Annotated in this window: 17 protein-coding genes and 1 tRNA gene; 10 read left to right on the top strand and 8 right to left on the bottom strand. The window is 54.3% G+C overall.

Annotated features, from left to right (window positions below; genetic code table 11):
• Positions 1–19: 19 nt before the first annotated feature.
• The 4 genes from AMUC_RS04270 to AMUC_RS04255 all read left to right on the top strand — a co-directional run bounded on the left by AMUC_RS04270 (position 20) and on the right by AMUC_RS04255 (position 4,911).
• Positions 20–1,081: a radical SAM protein gene (locus AMUC_RS04270; RefSeq protein ID WP_012419841.1), complete on the top strand. Its 1,062-nt coding sequence runs from the start codon at positions 20–22 to the stop codon at positions 1,079–1,081.
• Positions 1,074–2,321 (top strand): radical SAM protein, encoded by a 1,248-nt coding sequence (locus AMUC_RS04265; protein ID WP_012419840.1) that lies wholly within the window; start codon positions 1,074–1,076, stop codon positions 2,319–2,321. The genes AMUC_RS04270 and AMUC_RS04265 overlap by 8 nt, the downstream gene beginning before the upstream one ends.
• 260 nt (positions 2,322–2,581) lie before the next feature.
• Positions 2,582–3,871, top strand: coding sequence for an O-acetylhomoserine aminocarboxypropyltransferase/cysteine synthase family protein (locus tag AMUC_RS04260; protein WP_042448774.1), 1,290 nt, complete (start codon positions 2,582–2,584; stop codon positions 3,869–3,871).
• Between the two features lie 458 nt (positions 3,872–4,329).
• Positions 4,330–4,911, top strand: coding sequence for a PEP-CTERM sorting domain-containing protein (locus AMUC_RS04255; RefSeq protein WP_042447757.1), 582 nt, complete (start codon positions 4,330–4,332; stop codon positions 4,909–4,911).
• Between the two features lie 112 nt (positions 4,912–5,023).
• On the opposite strand, the gene AMUC_RS04250 is transcribed toward AMUC_RS04255, so the two are convergent.
• The 4 genes from AMUC_RS04250 to leuB all read right to left on the bottom strand — a co-directional run bounded on the left by AMUC_RS04250 (position 5,024) and on the right by leuB (position 9,875).
• Positions 5,024–6,559 carry a YifB family Mg chelatase-like AAA ATPase gene (locus AMUC_RS04250; protein ID WP_012419837.1) on the bottom strand — a complete coding sequence of 512 codons (1,536 nt, stop codon included), beginning with the start codon at positions 6,557–6,559 and terminating at the stop codon, positions 5,024–5,026.
• A gap of 73 nt (positions 6,560–6,632) precedes the next feature.
• Complete coding sequence (locus AMUC_RS04245; protein ID WP_012419836.1) at positions 6,633–7,508, bottom strand: rhomboid family intramembrane serine protease; 876 nt, start codon at positions 7,506–7,508, stop codon at positions 6,633–6,635.
• Between the two features lie 84 nt (positions 7,509–7,592).
• Positions 7,593–8,633, bottom strand: coding sequence for an NAD(P)/FAD-dependent oxidoreductase (locus tag AMUC_RS04240; protein WP_012419835.1), 1,041 nt, complete (start codon positions 8,631–8,633; stop codon positions 7,593–7,595).
• 132 nt (positions 8,634–8,765) lie between these two features.
• Positions 8,766–9,875: a 3-isopropylmalate dehydrogenase gene (gene leuB, locus AMUC_RS04235; protein WP_012419834.1), complete on the bottom strand. Its 1,110-nt coding sequence runs from the start codon at positions 9,873–9,875 to the stop codon at positions 8,766–8,768.
• Between the two features lie 166 nt (positions 9,876–10,041).
• On the opposite strand from leuB, the gene AMUC_RS04230 reads away from it, so the two are divergent.
• From AMUC_RS04230 to AMUC_RS04210, 4 genes are all read left to right on the top strand, one after another.
• Positions 10,042–10,116: transfer RNA gene (locus AMUC_RS04230), tRNA-Asn, on the top strand.
• A gap of 895 nt (positions 10,117–11,011) precedes the next feature.
• A complete protein-coding gene (locus AMUC_RS04220) occupies positions 11,012–12,307 on the top strand; it encodes a phosphoadenosine phosphosulfate reductase (RefSeq protein WP_012419832.1) in 1,296 nt (431 codons plus the stop codon).
• The gene (locus tag AMUC_RS04215; protein WP_012419831.1) at positions 12,304–12,819 is read left to right on the top strand and encodes an IbrB-like domain-containing protein; all 516 of its coding nucleotides are present in this window, start codon (positions 12,304–12,306) and stop codon (positions 12,817–12,819) included. Before AMUC_RS04220 ends, AMUC_RS04215 begins: the two co-directional genes overlap by 4 nt.
• A gap of 16 nt (positions 12,820–12,835) precedes the next feature.
• Positions 12,836–13,030, top strand: coding sequence for a hypothetical protein (locus AMUC_RS04210; protein WP_012419830.1), 195 nt, complete (start codon positions 12,836–12,838; stop codon positions 13,028–13,030).
• Between the two features lie 71 nt (positions 13,031–13,101).
• On the opposite strand, the gene AMUC_RS12350 is transcribed toward AMUC_RS04210, so the two are convergent.
• Complete coding sequence (locus tag AMUC_RS12350) at positions 13,102–13,320, bottom strand: hypothetical protein (RefSeq protein ID WP_012419829.1); 219 nt, start codon at positions 13,318–13,320, stop codon at positions 13,102–13,104.
• Positions 13,321–13,441: 121 nt separating this feature from the next.
• Here AMUC_RS12350 and AMUC_RS04200 point away from each other — a divergent pair, with 121 nt between their 5' ends.
• Positions 13,442–13,915 (top strand): thermonuclease family protein, encoded by a 474-nt coding sequence (locus AMUC_RS04200; protein WP_052294437.1) that lies wholly within the window; start codon positions 13,442–13,444, stop codon positions 13,913–13,915.
• 91 nt (positions 13,916–14,006) lie between these two features.
• Here AMUC_RS04200 and AMUC_RS04195 read toward each other — a convergent pair whose 3' ends face one another.
• The 3 genes from AMUC_RS04195 to AMUC_RS04185 all read right to left on the bottom strand — a co-directional run bounded on the left by AMUC_RS04195 (position 14,007) and on the right by AMUC_RS04185 (position 16,925).
• Positions 14,007–14,972, bottom strand: coding sequence for an alginate lyase family protein (locus AMUC_RS04195; RefSeq protein ID WP_157738242.1), 966 nt, complete (start codon positions 14,970–14,972; stop codon positions 14,007–14,009).
• Positions 14,973–15,201: 229 nt separating this feature from the next.
• Positions 15,202–16,101: an SDR family oxidoreductase gene (locus AMUC_RS04190; RefSeq protein ID WP_012419826.1), complete on the bottom strand. Its 900-nt coding sequence runs from the start codon at positions 16,099–16,101 to the stop codon at positions 15,202–15,204.
• 563 nt (positions 16,102–16,664) lie between these two features.
• Entirely contained in the window at positions 16,665–16,925 is a 261-nt protein-coding gene (locus tag AMUC_RS04185; RefSeq protein ID WP_022198106.1) for a hypothetical protein, read from the bottom strand.
• A gap of 228 nt (positions 16,926–17,153) precedes the next feature.
• On the opposite strand from AMUC_RS04185, the gene AMUC_RS04180 reads away from it, so the two are divergent.
• Positions 17,154–17,621, top strand: coding sequence for an acyl-CoA thioesterase (locus AMUC_RS04180; protein WP_012419825.1), 468 nt, complete (start codon positions 17,154–17,156; stop codon positions 17,619–17,621).
• The last annotated feature ends 6 nt before the right edge of the window (positions 17,622–17,627 follow it).

Below are 17,627 nucleotides of genomic sequence, written 5' to 3'. Positions count from 1 at the left end.
AAATTGGCTGTCCTGAAAAATGCGCCCGGTTTTTAGTGAAACAGATCTCAATGAACGCCCTTTCCTGGTCTTCTGGGAAGTGACGCGCGCTTGCGCGCTTGCGTGCAGACATTGCCGCGCCGTCGCCCAGCCGCGTCCCCACCCGGATGAATTGACTCATGAGGAGGCATTGCGCCTGATTGACCAGTTGGCGGAACTGCGGCCTCCCATGCTGGTGTTGACAGGCGGAGACCCGGTCATGAGGCCGGATATTCTGGAATTGGTCCGTGCGGCTTCCGGCAAGGGGCTGCATGTAGCATTGAGCCCTGCTGCTACCGCCCGGCTGTTGCACACGGATTTCCATGCGTTGAAAGAAGCTGGGGTTCAGAGCATGTCATTGAGCCTGGACGGTGCGCATGAAAGTACCCATGACGCCTTCCGCGGTGTCCCCCACACATATGAACGGACTCTCCGGGCTGCGGAAATGGCGAAGGAAGCCGGCATGCACTTGCAAATCAACACCACCATTACCAGGAGCACGCTGGGAGAATTTGACGACTTTGTGGAGCTGGTGAAAAAAATGAAACCGGGCATGTGGAGCGTGTTTCTTCTGGTGCCCACAGGCCGCGCCGCTATGGATGAGATGCCTGCGGCGGAAGACGTGGAAGCCGTCTGGAAAAAACTGAGCAGGATAAGCCATGAGGTTTCTTTCGGCGTCAAAACGACGGAAGGGCACCATTATCGCCGCGTGGCGCTTCAGGAAGCCCGTGCTCAGGGAAGCAAGCCTGCTCGCCGCGCCATTCCCACCCGGGACGGCAAGGGCATTATGTTTATTTCTCATACCGGGGAAATACAGCCCTCCGGTTTTCTCCCCATAACGGCAGGAAACGTCCGGACGGATGACCCTGGAGAAATCTACCGCACGCACCCCCTTTTCCTCAAACTCCGGGATGACAATGCGTTGCAGGGCAAATGCGGACGGTGTGAGTACCGTACCATCTGCGGAGGGTCCCGGTCTCGCGCTTATGCCGTTTACGGAGACATGATGGCGGAAGACAACCTTTGCCCTTATCAGCCCAGGCTTTCACAACACCATGATTAATATTACCAGACTTTGGACAGGGGCGGAACAGCCCGCGGACCATTTGAGATACGGACAGGGCCACGGGCACGGTCGTTTTGCAGGGGGCGCCGTGGAATCCTGTGCACCGGCTTCGTCCCGTGCGCGCAAGCCCATTGTGGTGTGGAATATTACGCGTACCTGCAATCTCAAATGCGTGCATTGTTATGCAGACGCCTCTGCCCGGAAATTTAAGGGAGAGCTGGATTGGGACCAGTGTTGCGCGGTCATTGATGATCTGGCGGACTACAAGGTGAATGCCCTACTTTTTTCCGGAGGGGAGCCGCTGGTGCATCCGCGCTTTATGGAACTGCTGGAACGTGCCACTGGAAAAGGGCTGAAGGTGACCATTTCCACAAACGGCACCCGTATTACGCCGGAAGCTGCAGCGCGGTTCAAGGAATTGGGCGTGGCGTACGTAGGCATTTCCCTGGACGGCATTGGCGCCGTTCATGACAAATTCCGCGGTGTGGAAGGTTCTTTTGAGCAGGCGGTGCGCGGATTCAGGCTTTGCAGTGAAGTGGGGCAAAAGACAGGCCTGCGCCTGACGCTGACCCGCAACAATGTGCAGTGCATGGGCCAGATTTTGGATTTTATTGACGCCAACGACATCCAGCGCGTCTGTTTTTACCATCTGGTCCCCACTGGCCGCGGCGTGGAAGTGCAGACCCTGACTCAGGAGGAAGCAAGGAATGCCATGGATACGCTGATTGCCCGTGTAGAGGAATGGAAAGCGGAGGGAAAAAACCGTGAAGTGCTGACTGTAACCCAGCCTGCGGACGGAATTTACCTGCTTCTGCGTCAGCTCCGGGAAGGCTCCCCTCTGGCGAAGGAAACCCTCGGCCTGCTTCAATGGAATGGCGGCGGCGCGAACAGTTCCGGCCGGGGCATCGCCAATATTGACACACAGGGTGCCGTGCATCCGGACCAGTTCTGGCAATCCGTTACTCTGGGCAATGTGAAAAGTGACCGGTTTTCCGATTTATGGGATGCCAGGGCCGGAGCTGCAGCGGAAATGTTGCCTGAGCTGCGCGGTTCCGACGATCCTCTGGAACGGCAGAAGAAGATTGAAGGCCGTTGCGGCCGCTGCGTTCACTTCGCCCTGTGCGGCGGAGGCTTCCGCACCCGTGCCGCGTTTGCCAACGGACACTGGTACGGGTCCGATCCCGGCTGCTATCTGACGGAAGAGGAAATTTCCACCCCTTTGCCGGAAATCAAGTAGTGAGATGCCCGGCTTTATTCACCGGGGAACGGTTGGTTCCGGGAAAGAGGTATCGGAGGAATTGCCGTTTCATTCGATCGTAGGGTATCCCGCGCGCAGGTAAAACGCCCCTGTCCTTGCGGTTGATTTGCCGGGAACAGGGGTTTTATACTGGGAAAAAACCGGGAGTGTGCTTCGGCGGGGGCAGGGGCGAATTTGTCCATACGTCTGGTTTTCCCTGCTTTACAAGGCAGGAGGCATCGCATAGCATGCCCCGCATGATGAATCAGGAATTGAGACCGGAGACCCTGTGCGTGCAGGCGGGCTGGGCGCCTAAAAAGGGCGAACCCCGCGTATTGCCCATTTACCAGAGCACGACGTTCAAGTACGAGACCAGCGAACAAATGGCAAAATTGTTTGATCTGGAAGAAGCCGGATTCTTTTATACACGCCTCCAGAACCCCACCAATGAGGCGGTTGCCAGAAAAATTGCCGAACTGGAGGGCGGTGTGGCCGCCATTCTGACGTCTTCCGGCCAGGCGGCTTCCTTCTTTGCCATTTTCAATATTTGCGAGGCTGGGGATCATATCGTCAGTGCTTCGGCGATTTACGGGGGCACATACAACCTCTTTGCCGTCACATTCCGGAAAATGGGCATTGAAGTTACTTTCGTGGACCAGGACGCTCCGGCGGAGGAAATCGCCAAAGCGTTCCGCCCCAATACGAAAGCTTTCTTTGCGGAGACTATTTCCAATCCCACGCTTTGCGTGCTGGATATCCGTAAAATGGCGGATATTGCCCATGCGCACGGCGTTCCCCTCATTGTGGACAATACCTTTGCCACACCCATTAATTGCCGTCCTTTTGAATGGGGTGCGGATATCGTCACCCACTCCACCACCAAGTACATGGACGGCCATGCCGCCGCCGTGGGCGGCGTGATTGTGGACAGCGGCAACTTTGACTGGGAAGCGCACAAGGATAAATTCCCGGGTTTGACGGAACCGGATCCCTCCTATCACGGGCTCTCCTACAGCAAAAGCTTCGGCAAGGGAGCCTATATTACCAAGGCGACCGTCCAGCTCATGCGCGATCTGGGTTCCATCCAATCTCCGCAGAATGCCTTTTTGCTCAATTTGGGTTTGGAAACCCTCCACCTGCGTGTGCCGCGGCATTGTGAAAATGCGCAGAAAGTGGCGGAATTCCTGCAAGGGCAGGAAGATGTTGCCTGGATTAATTATCCGGGTCTTTCTTCCAATGAGTATTATGAATTGGCGCAGAAGCAATTCCGCGGTGGCCAATCTTGTGGTGTGGTAACCTTCGGCATTAAGGGAGGCCGTGAACGTTCCATCAAGTTCATGGACAGTTTGAAGCTGGCCGCCATCGTGACCCATGTGGCGGACTCCCGTACCTGCGTTCTCCATCCCGCCAGCCATACGCACCGCCAGTTGACGGATGAGCAGCTCATGGAGGCGGGCGTACGGCCTGACCTCATCCGGTTTTCCGTAGGGACGGAAGCTGCGGAAGACATTATTGCGGACCTCAAACAGGCTTTGGAAGCTATTCGTTAAAAAGTCTTCTTGGAAAAAGCCGCCTCACTTTGCTGAGGCGGCTTTTTCTTTATCATTAAGGATTGGATAAAGGGGACAGCGGATTGTTAATCCGTTGTCAACATAAAAAGTTGAAAGAGCGGTATTCCGGCAGTGGACTTCTTTTTTGATGCAAGGGCTTTATAGAGACTAATTCTTGCGCCTCTTCCATTCTAACAGCTGCATGTTATTTCATAAATCATTCATTATTATGAATCGAACGTTATCGTAAACCATTCATGAAAAAAATAGGTCCAGCGTTTTCCCCATGATGTTACGGAAAGAAAAAGAGCGGATTAACAATCCTCTAATCAATGCAAAGCGTTATGAGAGTTTATCATTATGTTTTGTTAGCCAGTTGCGTATGTATGATGTCCGCCCAGGCGGCTACGATTGTTGCTGAGCTTCCTGAATCGCAAAGCGTATCACAGACCGCCACTATGGCGAGAACATCGGGGCAACAGCTTCTGGACAAAGTAAAAGGCCTGCAAAATGGAATATATGCCGGCGGCAATAACAACAGTGTTGGGAATTGGACGGTAAACGGCGAAGGCACCTGGGTTAACCAGGATGATGTAGGCTCCATTACATTATGCGGTCGCTCCGGAGTAGCGGGGTCTTCCTTTGCCATGGTTCTTGGAGGGCCGCAGGAGGGGGATTCCGTTTCTTCCATTACGTTTTCCTGCAATACTCCTTCTTCTGTAATCAGCAGTTATTCCATGGTACTTGCCGTATATGATTCAACCGGCACTCTGGTTGAGGAACTTTCCAAGATACAGGATTTTTCATTTACCTCTACATCGGAAACAACGACAATTTCCCTGGATATGTCGGCGGCTCCCCTTACCTGGGAGGAAGGGTATAAGGTAGTTGCCGGAGTACGCGGTGGTGCTGGAGGCGCTACTTCCGCTTATACAATTACAGGTATACAGGTTTCCTATGAAACGGTTCCCGAGCCTGCCGCAGCGTCTTTGGGCCTGTTGGGCCTGGGAGCTATGCTGTTGCGCCGCAGACGTTCATAGTAAATATCCTCGTTATTCGGGAGGCAGCTGAAAAGCTGCCTCTTTTTTATTTTCGGAACGGGAATATGTCTTTGTTTTTGGGGTAGTTGCGAAAGGAGAGAGATTCATAGTGCTAATCCCTCAGTGATTGCTCGAAAGCGCGGTACTGCACGGCTTCATACAAATGGACATCCTGAATATCAGAAGTTCCTTCCAAATCCGCTATGGTTCGGGCCACCTTTAAAATGCGGTCATAGGCTCTGGCGGAAAGGGCCAGTTCTTCCACGGCGCGGAGCAGGATAGCCCTCCCTTCCGGCAGCAGACGGCAATACTTCTGGAGCGCTTTTCCGGAAAGGGCCGCATTATTGCGGAAAGGCGTTCCTGCGTATCTGCTGGACTGGAGCCGCCGTGCGGCCGCCACGCGTTCCCGGATACTGGCGGAACATTCTCCGGCAGGCGCGGAAGCCAGAATGGAGGGATCCACGGCGGGAACTTCCATCAGCAGGTCAAACCGGTCCAGCAGCGGGCCTGAAATTTTGCGGCGGTAGCGTGCGATCTGCGCCGGGGGGCAGGTGCAGGCTCTTCTTCTGTCTCCCAGATAACCGCAGGGACACGGATTCATGGCGGCTGCCAACATGAAACGGCACGGAAATGTCATGGTGCCGGAAGCGCGGGAAATAACTACCTGGCCGGTTTCCAGCGGCTGCCGCAGGGTTTCCAGAGCGGCACGGCGGAATTCCGGCAATTCATCCAGAAAGAGGACGCCGTTGTGAGCAAGGGATACTTCTCCCGGCGTGATATTCGCACCTCCCCCCATCAGCCCGGCATCGGAAATGGTGTGGTGGGGAGCCCGGAACGGACGCTGGTCCACCAGGCCGTTCCCCCGTTTCAGCAGACCGCATACGGAGTGGATTTTACTGGTCTCCAGCGCTTCTTCCGGACTCAGAGGCGGAAGAATGGTCGGGAGCCTTTGCGCCAGCATGGATTTGCCGGACCCCGGAGAGCCGCAAAGCAGGATATTATGGCCTCCTGCCGCTGCAATCTCCATGGCGCGGCGTGCATAAGGCTGCCCCTTGATTTCGTCAAAATCCACAGCGGCGTCTTTGTCCCGTGGAGCATGGGCCTCTCGCCCTAAACCTGTAAATGGAGGCGGCAGGGCGTCGGAAGTAAGCAAATGCCAGGCTTCTCTCAGGGAAGAAACGGGGTAAATTTCCACACCCTGTACGGGCGTCCCTTCATAGGCATTGGCTTGCGGCAGCATGATGCGCTTCCTGCCCATGCGCCGCGCTTCCATGATTTGCGGCAGAATGCCTTGCACGGGGCGTACGGTTCCGTCCAGGGCCAGTTCTCCCACAATGCACCAGGCAGAAGCGTCCATCTCCTTTTCAGCCGCTCCCGCAACCATTCCCAGGGCGATGGGAAGGTCGAATCCGGGGCCCTGCTTCCTTAAATCCGCCGGAGCCAGATTAACGACGAAGATACCCTGCTGAAAGGGAAGGCCGCTGTTTTGTATGGCCGTGTCCACGCGCTGCCCGCTTTCTTTCACGGCCGCATCCGGAAGGCCGACAATAAAGGTGCGTTTTTCCGCCATGGGGCGGAAATCCACTTCCACCTCCACTTCTACGCCATCTACGCCCAGGACGGTGGAGGAATACAGTCGCGTCATCATTCATCCATGCTAGGAAATGGATGGCAAAAAGGAAGGAAAATAACGAAAAATATAAAAATATCTAACAAATAGTTCAGCGCCGGGAAGCGCGCCGGAGAATTTCCCGTTCCTCCTCCGTCAGGCTGGACAGGCCGGACCTGGATATTTTTTCCATGATTTCATCCACCTCCTTTTCAGAGGGGTAAGCCTGTGCCGGGCGGCGGCTGGAAGGCTCAGGGGAATAGTGGGAAGAAGAGGCGGCTTTCCGTCTTGGGGAAGACATCTTTTCCTTCCATAAAATCAGCAATGTCAGAATAAATCCGGCGAACATGCCGCCCAGATGGCCGGCTTCCCCGCCCGCATTGTTCCATTGGAAGATAATGACGGCTGCGGCGACTCCGAGAACGGCCAGGGCAAACTGGCGCACGCTCAAATTAACCGGAGGAAACAGAAGCTGTACCCGGGCATGGGGAAAGAGCACCGCGCATGCGGCCATGATGCCGTAAATGGAACCTGAGGCCCCCACCATGGGAATGAAGCGCCATTCCGGATCAAAAAATCCCATGTACCCCAGCAGGGAGGAAAACAGGGCTGCAGCCACGCCGCAAAACAGGTAATACAGCAGGAAGCGCCAATGGCCGAAACGTTCTTCTACAACCGGGCCGAAAAACCACAGGGCAATCATGTTGAACATGATGTGCCCCAGATTGGCGTGAAGAAACTGATAGGTAAGCAACCGCCATAATTCCCCCTCGTGAAAGCACGTATATTCGCTGTAAGCTCCGTAAAGCTGGATCAAGTCCAAATGGACAGGCGGGTAAATATTCCTTGGGATGTCCACTTGGAAGAAGAATCCCAGGATAAAGATGACTACATTGAGCAGAATCAGCCAGTGCACCATGACGGCGCTGCGCTGGTCAAACAGATGATTCCGTACCGTATCTCCCCAGTTCTCGTTCTCCGCTCGCATATTAGGCCGCATGTAATCGCGTTCAGAACCTTTTGACAAGGAAAATAGCTGTTCCGTTCAAGGAAGGACAGCTGATGTTCCGTATCATTTCCAGAGCGCGGCAGGTAGCAGATCCGGCGGCAGATCCGTTCCGCACACGAGATGTCCGGCAAGCTGGGCGGCGGACCAGGGGGAAGTGGTCACCCCCTTGCTGCCCAGCCCGGAGAAGACGAACTGACCGTCCAGCCCGGGAATGGGACCGGCGACCGGTTGGCTGCGGCGGATGATGGGGCGGACGGCGGCACGGGCGCGGATGACGTCCATGTTCCCGGAATAGCGTTTAACAAGGTCCAGCATCAATTCCTGGACGGCGGGGGCTTCCGGAATGCCGGGAGCATCCCACGCCCACGCGTAGGTGGCCCCGAAGCGCCAGAAAGAACCGTTATGAACCAGCCAGTGTCCGAAATGCAGGATGCCGGCATGCCAGTCCAGCTCTTTCAAGTCCAAGTCCAGAATGGTTCCTTTGGAGGGGCGCCCCTTCAGCGGAGACATGTCCGGATGAAGCCCGGCTTCCCAGCCGGTACACCAGACTATGTGGGAAAACGTGCGACCGTTCCAATGGAAAAGACCGTTTGCATCCGGCCGGATATCTGTGGGGGATACATCCGCTTCCACAAAACGGCCCTGTTCCATAAAAAAACGCCGCATAGCAGTGACCATGTTTTCCACGTGCAGCACGGCGGAACCTCGCGTATAGGCGGCTTTCCCGCGGCCTTCCCAGTGTTCCGGCCATGGAAAAAGAGGTCCGGCATAGGCGCAGGATTCCGGAGCCGTCTGGCGTTCCTGCCAGATTTCAAACTGGTCTTCCGTCTCCACTTCCCGGAAAATCGGAGTTTTCTGCCACCAGGACCCGCCTAATTCCCGTTCCGTCTCCGGGTAAAAGGCCTCTGCCGCCGCCAGGCATTCTTCCTGCCTCCATCCGGGGCGGAAGGCGCGGCCCGTCAGGGGGTTTACCAATCCGGCCGCCACCCGGGAGGCCGTTTCCGCTACGGGGCGGTCTGCAACCGTAAACTCCGCGCCGCGGCGTTTCAATTCCCACGCCAGACAACTTCCGGCAATTCCCTGGCCGATGATAAGGATGTTCATGATAGATGGATAAAGAACCGGAAAATCCCGGAAATGAAAGAGGAAAGCGGAGGGGAGGCGGTACCGCTCCCCCCGGAGGAAAGGCGTGCCGCAGGTGTCCCTTCCCCTGCGGCGCCGGAAGAACGGCCCTGTTTACAGGGCGGCGATGATGGCGTCACCCATTTCCGCCGTATTCACGCGGATTTCTCCGGGAGCTCCCGTAGCCAGGTCGCCCGTGCGGCAGCCCTGGTCAATCACGCGGCGAACGGCGGAGTCAATGGCGTCTGCCGCTGTTTTTTCTCCCAGGGAGTAGCGCAACAGCATGGAAAGGGAAAGAATCTGGGCGATTGGGTTTGCAATGCCCTTGCCGGCAATATCCGGGGCGGAGCCTCCGGAGGGTTCGTAAAGGCCGAAGAACAGGCCGTTGTCCTGCGCGCCTTGGCACAGGCTGGCGCTGGGCAGCATGCCCAGGGAGCCGCAAATCATGGCCATTTCATCGGAAAGAATGTCCCCGAACAGGTTTTCCGTCACCAGCACGTCGAACTGGCGGGGATTGCGCACCAGCTGCATGGCTGCATTGTCCACGTACATATGCAGCAATTCCACGTCGGGATAATCCTTGGAAACTTCAATCATTGTCTCGCGCCACAGCAGGGAATTGGTCAGCACATTGGCCTTGTCCACGCTGGTGACGCGCTTACGGCGGCCGCGCGCAGCCTCGAACGCCACTTTGGCGATACGCACCATCTCGCTTTTATGGTAGCGCATGGTATCCACGACGACTTCGTCGTCTCCCTCCCGTTCGCGGAAACGGGGCTGGCCGAAATACAGGCCGCCAGTCAATTCCCGGACACATAAAATATCGAATCCGCCTTCAATCAGTTCATTCTTGATGGGGGAGGCATGGGTCAAGGCCGGAAGGCATACGCCCGGACGCAGGTTGGCATACAAGCCGAAATGTTTTCTCAGAGGCAGCAGGGCTCCGCGTTCCGGTTGTTCATTGGCGGGGAGATGCTCCCATTTGGGACCGCCCACGGAGCCGAACAGAACGGCGTCCGCCTCTTCGCAGGCGCGAATGGTTTCTTCGGGAAGAGCCTTGCCGCAGTGGTCAATGCCCGCACCCCCTACAAATGCCTCCTTGCGGCTTACGGTAAAGCCAAACTTGCCGCTTACGGCATCCAGAACCTTCAGAGCCTGTGCCATGACCTCGGGACCGATACCGTCGCCGGCCAAGACAGCAATATGATGGTGATGTTCACTCATGTCGCTGAAAGTCTGGTCATTCTCCCTTCAAAGGTCAAGAAAACACCGTTGCCATGACCGCGCCGCGGAAGCCTTTTTGCGTCAAAAAGCCTGCAAGAGTAAAAAAGTACTTGCCAAACGCCCGTACCTCCAGTAAAAACCCCTCCGCGTTCCATGGAATGCAAACTCCCCTGTAGCTCAGCGGTAGAGCGGGTGACTGTTAATCACTAGGTCGTTGGTTCGAGCCCAACCGGGGGAGCCACTAATTTTCTAAGCCCTGTAATTTTAATGGATTACAGGGCTTCTTTTTTGTCTGTTTTGAGGCTGGAAAGGTGAAAAACCGCGGAAAAACAACCATAAGTGCTGACTAAATGTCATTTTTTGATTCCGTTCTGGCATGAAATTGGCGTTTCGGGGAAAATCATAAAACGCCTAAAGTCTAATCTGACGGCATGATTAAGGCGTGTACCGGCATATTCATGTTTGGACAGCATCCCGGATTGCAAAAAGGGAAACACGGTTATTTTTCCTTCAGGAGGGAAATGATGGATGTATCGTCTGCCTGGAAGATGCGGTTCCGGAAAGAGTATTGGGGGAAAGATGTTGGAACCGGAAAATGGCTCTGAGTCGTACATTTTTTCGTTCACCTAATTTTAAGCAAGTTATGATTTTTGTGTCTCCGATTTTGAAACCGTGCATTCCAACGCAGCGTCTTGAATGCTGCACATAGCGCAGATGTTGCGGAGAAGGAAAGGAGGTCATGGCGCAATGCATAAGGCATTTCTGGAATGGTGTTGCTCGCTAAAAAGCGCAGGTATTTTGAGAAGGAGGGTGATGACAATAAAATTACTGAAATAATTGCAGTAAAAACATTGACCCGCCGCAATAATTCAGTAGGTTGGTATTGTTGACGGAAAATAACGGACGATAAGCTGCTGCGCATTTGAAAACATGAAAAAACATGATGTTGCTTATTTATGCAGAAATGAAGGCGTTGCAACCCTGTTTGAAAGAACAGGGGATATCCCTATGAGCTGCAAGCTGCAAGAGTGGTTTCAGGGAAAATGCATGGCTTCCGGCGATCATATCCGGGCCGACGTGTTCCCGTCCGGCAGGGGGCTGGCGGCGGATGGCGAAAGACAGGCTTTGGAAAAGTTGTGAAAACATATCTGGATAAAAATGTTTATGAGGCGGCTTTAGAACGCATAGCCTATTGTTTCCAAGAGTTTGACAATGTCCTGGTGTCTTTTTCGGGCGGCAAGGACAGCGGCGTCATGCTTAATCTCTGCTATCGTTACGCCGCCGAACAGGGCCTTCTGGATAAGCTGTCCATGTATCACCTTGATTATGAGGCCCAATATCAGATGACGACCGAGTATGTCACCAGAACATTTCTGGAGCAATTCCCCGGCATTCGTAAGATGTGGTACTGTGTACCGATCAGGGCCCAGTCCGCATGCTCCCTGGGGGAACCTTACTGGACGCCGTGGAGCGCCGCCCAGAAAAAACTGTGGGTGCGACCCATGCCGGAAAATCCCTATGTAATCAACGAAAAGAATCTGGACGTCCCGTTCCGGCACGGTATGGTGGACTATGAATTCCAGGATAAGCTTTCACGCCATTTTGCCAAAAAACACGGAAGTACTGCCGTCATGGTAGGGCTGCGGGCGGATGAAAGCCTCAACAGATACGCCGCCGTTGCCCGCGGCAATAAAAGGACGTCTTATGAGGGAAGGAAGTGGATTACACGGGCTGATGCCGTGACCGTCAGCGCCTACCCTCTTTATGACTGGCGCGTCAGTGACGTCTGGACGGCCAACGCCCGTTTTGGTTTTGACTATAACCGCCTTTACGATCTCCTGTACCAGGCAGGCCTTACGATCGGGCAAATGCGGGTGGCAAGCCCGTTTAATGACTGCGCCCAGGAAAGCCTGAAGCTTTACAAAGTTATTGATCCTGCCAACTGGGCGCGCATGGTCGGGCGCGTCAACGGCGTCAACTTCACAGGTTTGTACGGAGGTACGACGGCCATGGGCTGGAAAACCATCAAACTGCCGCCCGGCCATACCTGGAAGTCCTATTATGAATTCCTGCTTTCCACAATGAACGAGAAAACGGCGGAACACTACAACAACATTTTGGAGAGGTCTAAAAAGTACTGGATGAAAGGGGGTACCGTCGATCCCGGAACTGCCGATGAAGTGCTGGCCGCCTATCCTCTGGCGACCGTGACGGGAAAGTCGGGCCGTTACGTCGACCGCGACGTCATTCAGTTTATGGGCTATCCCGACGACATGCCGGTCAGCAATTTCCGGCAGGTGCCTTCCTACAAGCGCATGTGCATCTGCATCATGAAGAATGATTACTTTTGCAAGTACGCCGGGTTCGGTCCAACCAAGGGAGCGATTGCCCGGCGCCGGGCCGCCGTCAATAAATACCGCAATATTTTATGAAAACCTCCTATCAATCCCCCGTTTACAAAATCCGGCGCGTTCCCCTGGACCAGATACGTTCCAATGCCTATAACCCGAACAGCGTAGCTCCCCCCGAAATGAAGCTGCTCTACCAGAGCATCAAGGAGGACGGTTATACGATGCCTATCGTTTGTTATAAGCTGGAGGACGGGACCTATGAAATCGTGGACGGGTTCCACCGCTGCCAGATCATGAAGACTTACCGCGATATTTACGAACGGGAGGGTGGCATGATGCCGGTGGCCGTAATCGACAAGCCTCTTGGAAACCGCATGGCTTCCACCATCAGGCACAACCGTGCCCGGGGATCTCATAATATCGCCCTCATGACCAATATTATCCAGGAGTTGACGGAGGCAGGCATGTCGGATGCGTGGATACTCAAAAATCTGGGGATGGATGCGGAAGAATTGTTGCGCCTCAAGCAGCTCAGCGGGATTGCCTCCCTGTTCCGGGACGAGGAATTCAGCCGGGCATGGGAATCGAAATAATATCAACCCGGAATCCATGAATAAATATGTCGCTCAACTGCTGGAAGTCATTCAGAAGAAAACAGGCTGTGACACGAGCGGCGCCGTGCGCTGGCTGGCGAATCAGGCCGGGGTGTCGGAAAGAACGGCATGGTACTGGAAACAGCAGGAGAAACTGAGAAAGGCAACGGAAAAGAACCTCGGCAGAATAGCCGAAGAATTGAAAAAATGAGTGAAATGTCTCACGCCATGCCATTGAATGTTGCAGGGCGCCCGGTTTTTCTTGTTTAATGTGCAGTCTTTTTAAATGGCGGCATGGGTTAGATTGCCGGGGTACGCCGGCGGGATGTTCTTCCGCTCCCGGCACGGCAGCGAACAAAGATGTTCCGGAGCGGGGCAATGATACAGCCTGTTTACCGTTGTTCCGGACAGGTTGGAATAGGTTCGGGAATTGTGTTCCTTCATGCCGGAAAACATGATGGCCTGTTCCAGAACAGGCTGTCCACAGATGACCGTATTCATCTGTTTCCGGCCGTGTGAACAGTGCGGGAACGGTTTCTCTAAAGAGTAGTTGCATCCTGATATTTTTTGGATTATATCATTTTTCATGAAATGGCTTTTGATTTTCCTGATAAGTCCCTGCATGGCTTTTGCTGAAAGTATCAGGGGAGTCGTGATTAACGTGATTGACGGCGACACGGTCATCCTTCTGGAAAGGACGCCTGAACAAATGCGTACGCATCGGATACAGCTTGAGGGAATTGATGCGCCGGAAAGGGAGCAGGACGGGTATGAAGGCGCCAAGGAATACCTGGAAAAGCTGATTTGGGGAGAGGCGGTTACAGTCCGGTATACCGAGAGTGACAGGTACGGCCGTATTTTAGGGGAAATATGGCATGGAAAAATGCTCGTCAACGAAGAGATGGTGAAGGAAGGATGGGCGTGGATTTATAAAAATTTTTCCGCCAGCCGGAAACTCGTTTCTCTTGAAAGGGATGCCAGAAAGGCCCAAAAAGGCATCTGGTCTGAGCTGAATCCCATATCTCCGTGGGAATGGAGAGCAGCAAAAAGAAAGGAAAAATCTAAGGGGAAAAATACTGGGGAGATTTCTTATTAAATCGTTTTCCGGGAAAATACCCCGTTCGTGCTGCTGGAGAGGGGATTTTCAATAAGCAGGAAAAACGGATACTTTTAACGGCGGGCGCGGTTCAGTAGCATTTCCGTTGTGGCCTGCCCGCCTGCTCCGGTTCAAAGATGGCGGGCAGCGGAGTGTTTGCCCTGGAGCCTTGCCAGGGCCATGTTTCAGGGTTGGCGCGGTAAGGCAGGAGATAGTCCACAGCTTTTTGAATGGAGGCCCCGGCGGGTGTTTTCCGGTAACGGTAGTTCTTGTCGCCCATGCGTTCTGCAAGATGCACCAGGTATCCCCATGCCTGAAGAGTGTAAACGCTGTATTGCCAGGGTTCCGCCCGTTTGAGTTCTTCGGGCTGGGATCCGTCGGGAGCGATGTGGCGGTCCAGGTTGGCGAAGGCTTCTGCCAGCCATTGGGCCGCTTCATGGCTGCGGCCCAGGAAGGATGCCAAATGGGCGCATTGCGCCACATAAAACAGATAATGGTTGTTGCTGCGCGTGTGTGCATGCCTGCCCTGCCTGCTGGTAGTCAGCCATGTGTAATACTGGTTCAGCCATGCGTCCACCTGCTTCCATTCCTCTGCCGTTAGGGCATTGGAGCATTTCAACGCCGTCAAAGCTTCCAGGAATTCGGGCATGCGGTAAAGGTCGATGATGCCTCCTCCGTCTCCTTCCGTCCGGTGTCCGGGGCGAATTTGGGCATATTTCAGATGGGGCTGCATGCGGGTTGCCGGAGCAATGAACCAGGCTTTCAGCCATTGCCCGGCCCTGGAGGCGGCCTGCGGATCCCTGTCGAGTTCATACTGCCGTCCCAGGCTGCAGACCGTGCTGATGAAAGCGGCCATCCTGCCGCTGTCGTCCATGCTGCGGAGCCGTTTGTTCTTTTTGCCGTCAATGGGTTTGTAAGGACCGTCCGGATTGGCGGGGTCCGGCCAGTAATAAAGGGCATAGCTGACATATTCATTGGCCTGCGCTTTTTCTCCGAACAGGCTTTTTTTCTCTCCAAGGGTGATGACGGGTGCGTTCAGAGGACTGCCATGCACCATGGAAAAGAGAAGCGCCGTGAAAGGGAAAAAGATGAACCAAAACCTCCAAAATGCCATTACCCCATTCAAGCAGGAACCTTTTGCCGGGACAACCGGGAAATGGAGCAATGCCCTGATTTCCTTGCAGAGCCGTTTCCGGCCGCTTTCCCGGTCATCCGGGGGTGTGGCGCTGCGGAAAGGGATTCCGGAAAGTCAGTCCGGCCCTTTTCCCGGATTGCGGGTTTCCGCATCAGGCCAGATGCATGCCGCCGGTAACGCCAAAGACCTCCGCAGTAATGAAGCTGGATTCCTGGGAGGCGAGAAAGACGTATAGTCCGGAGAGTTCCACAGGTTGCCCTGCCCTTTTGAGAGGCGTTTTCCGTCCGAATTCCGGCAGATCCTTCTGCAGCTGGCCTCCGGTTACTTGCAGGGCTGTCCAGATGGGGCCGGGAGCCACCACGTTGACCCGGATGCCTTTGGGGGCAACCTGCTTGGCCAGGGAGCGGCTGAACGCAATGATGGCCGCTTTTGTGGAAGCATAGTCCACCAGGTTCTTGCCGGGCTGGTAGGCCTGAATGGAGGAGCAGGTAATGATGCTCGTCCCCGGCTTGAGATGCGGAAGGGCTTCCTTGGCAATCCAGAACAGGGAGAACACGTTTACTTCAAATGTCTTGGTTAATTGTTCCGTGGTAATGTCCCGGATATCTTCCACCGCCACTTGTTTACCGGCTACCAGGGCCATGATGTCCAGTCCGCCAAGTTTTTCCAAGGCATCCCTGACGAGTTTTTTACAAAAGACTTCATCGCTGAGGTCCCCCGGCAGCAGGACGGCCTTCCGGCCCTCTTTTCTGATGAGTTCCGCCACTTCTTCGGCATCGCTTTGTTCTTCAGGAAGGTAGTTCAAGGCTACGTCGGCTCCTTCGCGTGCGTAGGCAATAGCCGCCGCCCGGCCTATTCCCGAGTCTCCCCCTGTGACCAGGGCTTTTCGTCCACGGAGCCTGTTGCAGCCATGGTAGCTTTGTTCCCCGGAATCCGGCACGGGCTTCATTCCGGATTGCAGTCCGGGGGCTTTCTGCTGCTGCTTTTCATATCTTTCCTGTTGGAATTCACCGCGCGGGTCCTGTATTTCGTTAGTACCTTCTGTGCTCATTTTTTCGTCAGTCATATTTTGATGCGGAGTTGACGGAAGGGGAAAAGCGCTGCCATGCGGGAAATAGCCGGCAGCATTCCCTTTTCCGGCATTCTTCATTCCTATCGTGATGACCAGGCTTCGGACGGCCTGTTCAGGGAAAGACATGTTTTTATTTCAATATGCCATTGATATTTATTTATATAGGAATTTTCTAAATGTTGTTTTTATTGGCCGGAGAAAGTTATTTGATTTTCAGATTTCCTGAATTTCCCCAATCCACTTTAGGGGAAAAACATCCTTGGGATGATTGATGATTTTAGAATAATTTAATTTCTTCTTCTGTTTTACCACCGTTTTTGATGCCGTCCGTAAGTGAAATATCCGGCTGTATCCGCCAGGAGCGTCGGAAGGGTGGGAATGTCTTTCATTTCTACGGGGGTGCCAACCGAAGGCGCCGCAGAAAGCCGGTATCTGGATGGTGTCAGCCCGTCCCCAAACGGCTAAGACCGGGGAACGAAGGGAAAAGATATTTCTTTCCTTCCTGTTTACAGGCGGAAAAAAAGAAATGAAAGAAAACGGAATCAGCTTTCTTCCTGTTCCAGTTTCGCTTTCCTGGCCAGGATTTTTTTCATGACGGCACGGCGATCTCCTTCCGGTATTTCCACGGGGTTGCCGCGATAGTCGCTGGTCATGGCGGCCAGGGCCCCTCCTACGTGGCGCATGTTGAAAATCGGCAGTTTCCAGGTGGAAGGCTTTTCCGGATCGGGTACGTAGGCAAAGTCGGAAGCGGGATGTGCCTCCCCGTCCACTTTTTTTGTTTTGGATTCATGGTTGCGGTCCATGAGTAATGGACAACCGCCTTTACCGGCCATGGTGGAAAAGCTCCGGGATAAGACACGGAAATCCGCCTGCCCAACTTAATCAATATGGGAAAGCAGTTTATTCCGGGCTGTTTTCTTTTTTCCGCAGAGCGTGCCGGCGCCGCCCGTTTTCCGCTTCCGCGTTTTACCCTTTACAAGAGGGCTGTGATAGATAAGCATGTCCTTATTAATTTATAATTATTCTTATTTATGGAAAATACATATCGTCATGCCCAGCTTCCGGAAGGGCGCGTTCCCGCCCTGCGCGTGGAACCAATGCCTGCGGATACCAATCAGAGCGGGGAAGTATTCGGCGGCTGGGTGATGAGCCAGGTGGACCTTGCAGGAGCCAATACCGCCATGCGCTATGCATTGAGCCGCTATATTGTGACGCGTGCGGTGAGCAGCCTGACGTTTGAAGCTCCTGTGCTGGTGGGCGATGTAGTGTCCTTTTATACGGATATTATCAAGGTGGGCCGCACCTCCGTCACCGTGAAGGTGGAGGTGTATGCGGAACGTCTGACGAAGCTTTGCAATAACATTGCCAAAATTACAGAGGCGGAGCTGGTTTATGTAGCCCTGGGGGAGGATAAGAAACCGATTACCCTGGAAGAGTCCCGCGCCCGGTTTGCGCAGTGCTGTTCTCTTGAGACGGGAGATTCCTCTTCCTGTTCCTGAACAGGG

It is taken from the genome of Akkermansia muciniphila ATCC BAA-835, assembly GCF_000020225.1.
GTDB lineage: Bacteria > Verrucomicrobiota > Verrucomicrobiia > Verrucomicrobiales > Akkermansiaceae > Akkermansia > Akkermansia muciniphila.
Note: the sequence above shows the minus strand (reverse complement) of the source record. Positions and strands in the feature narration are given on the sequence as shown.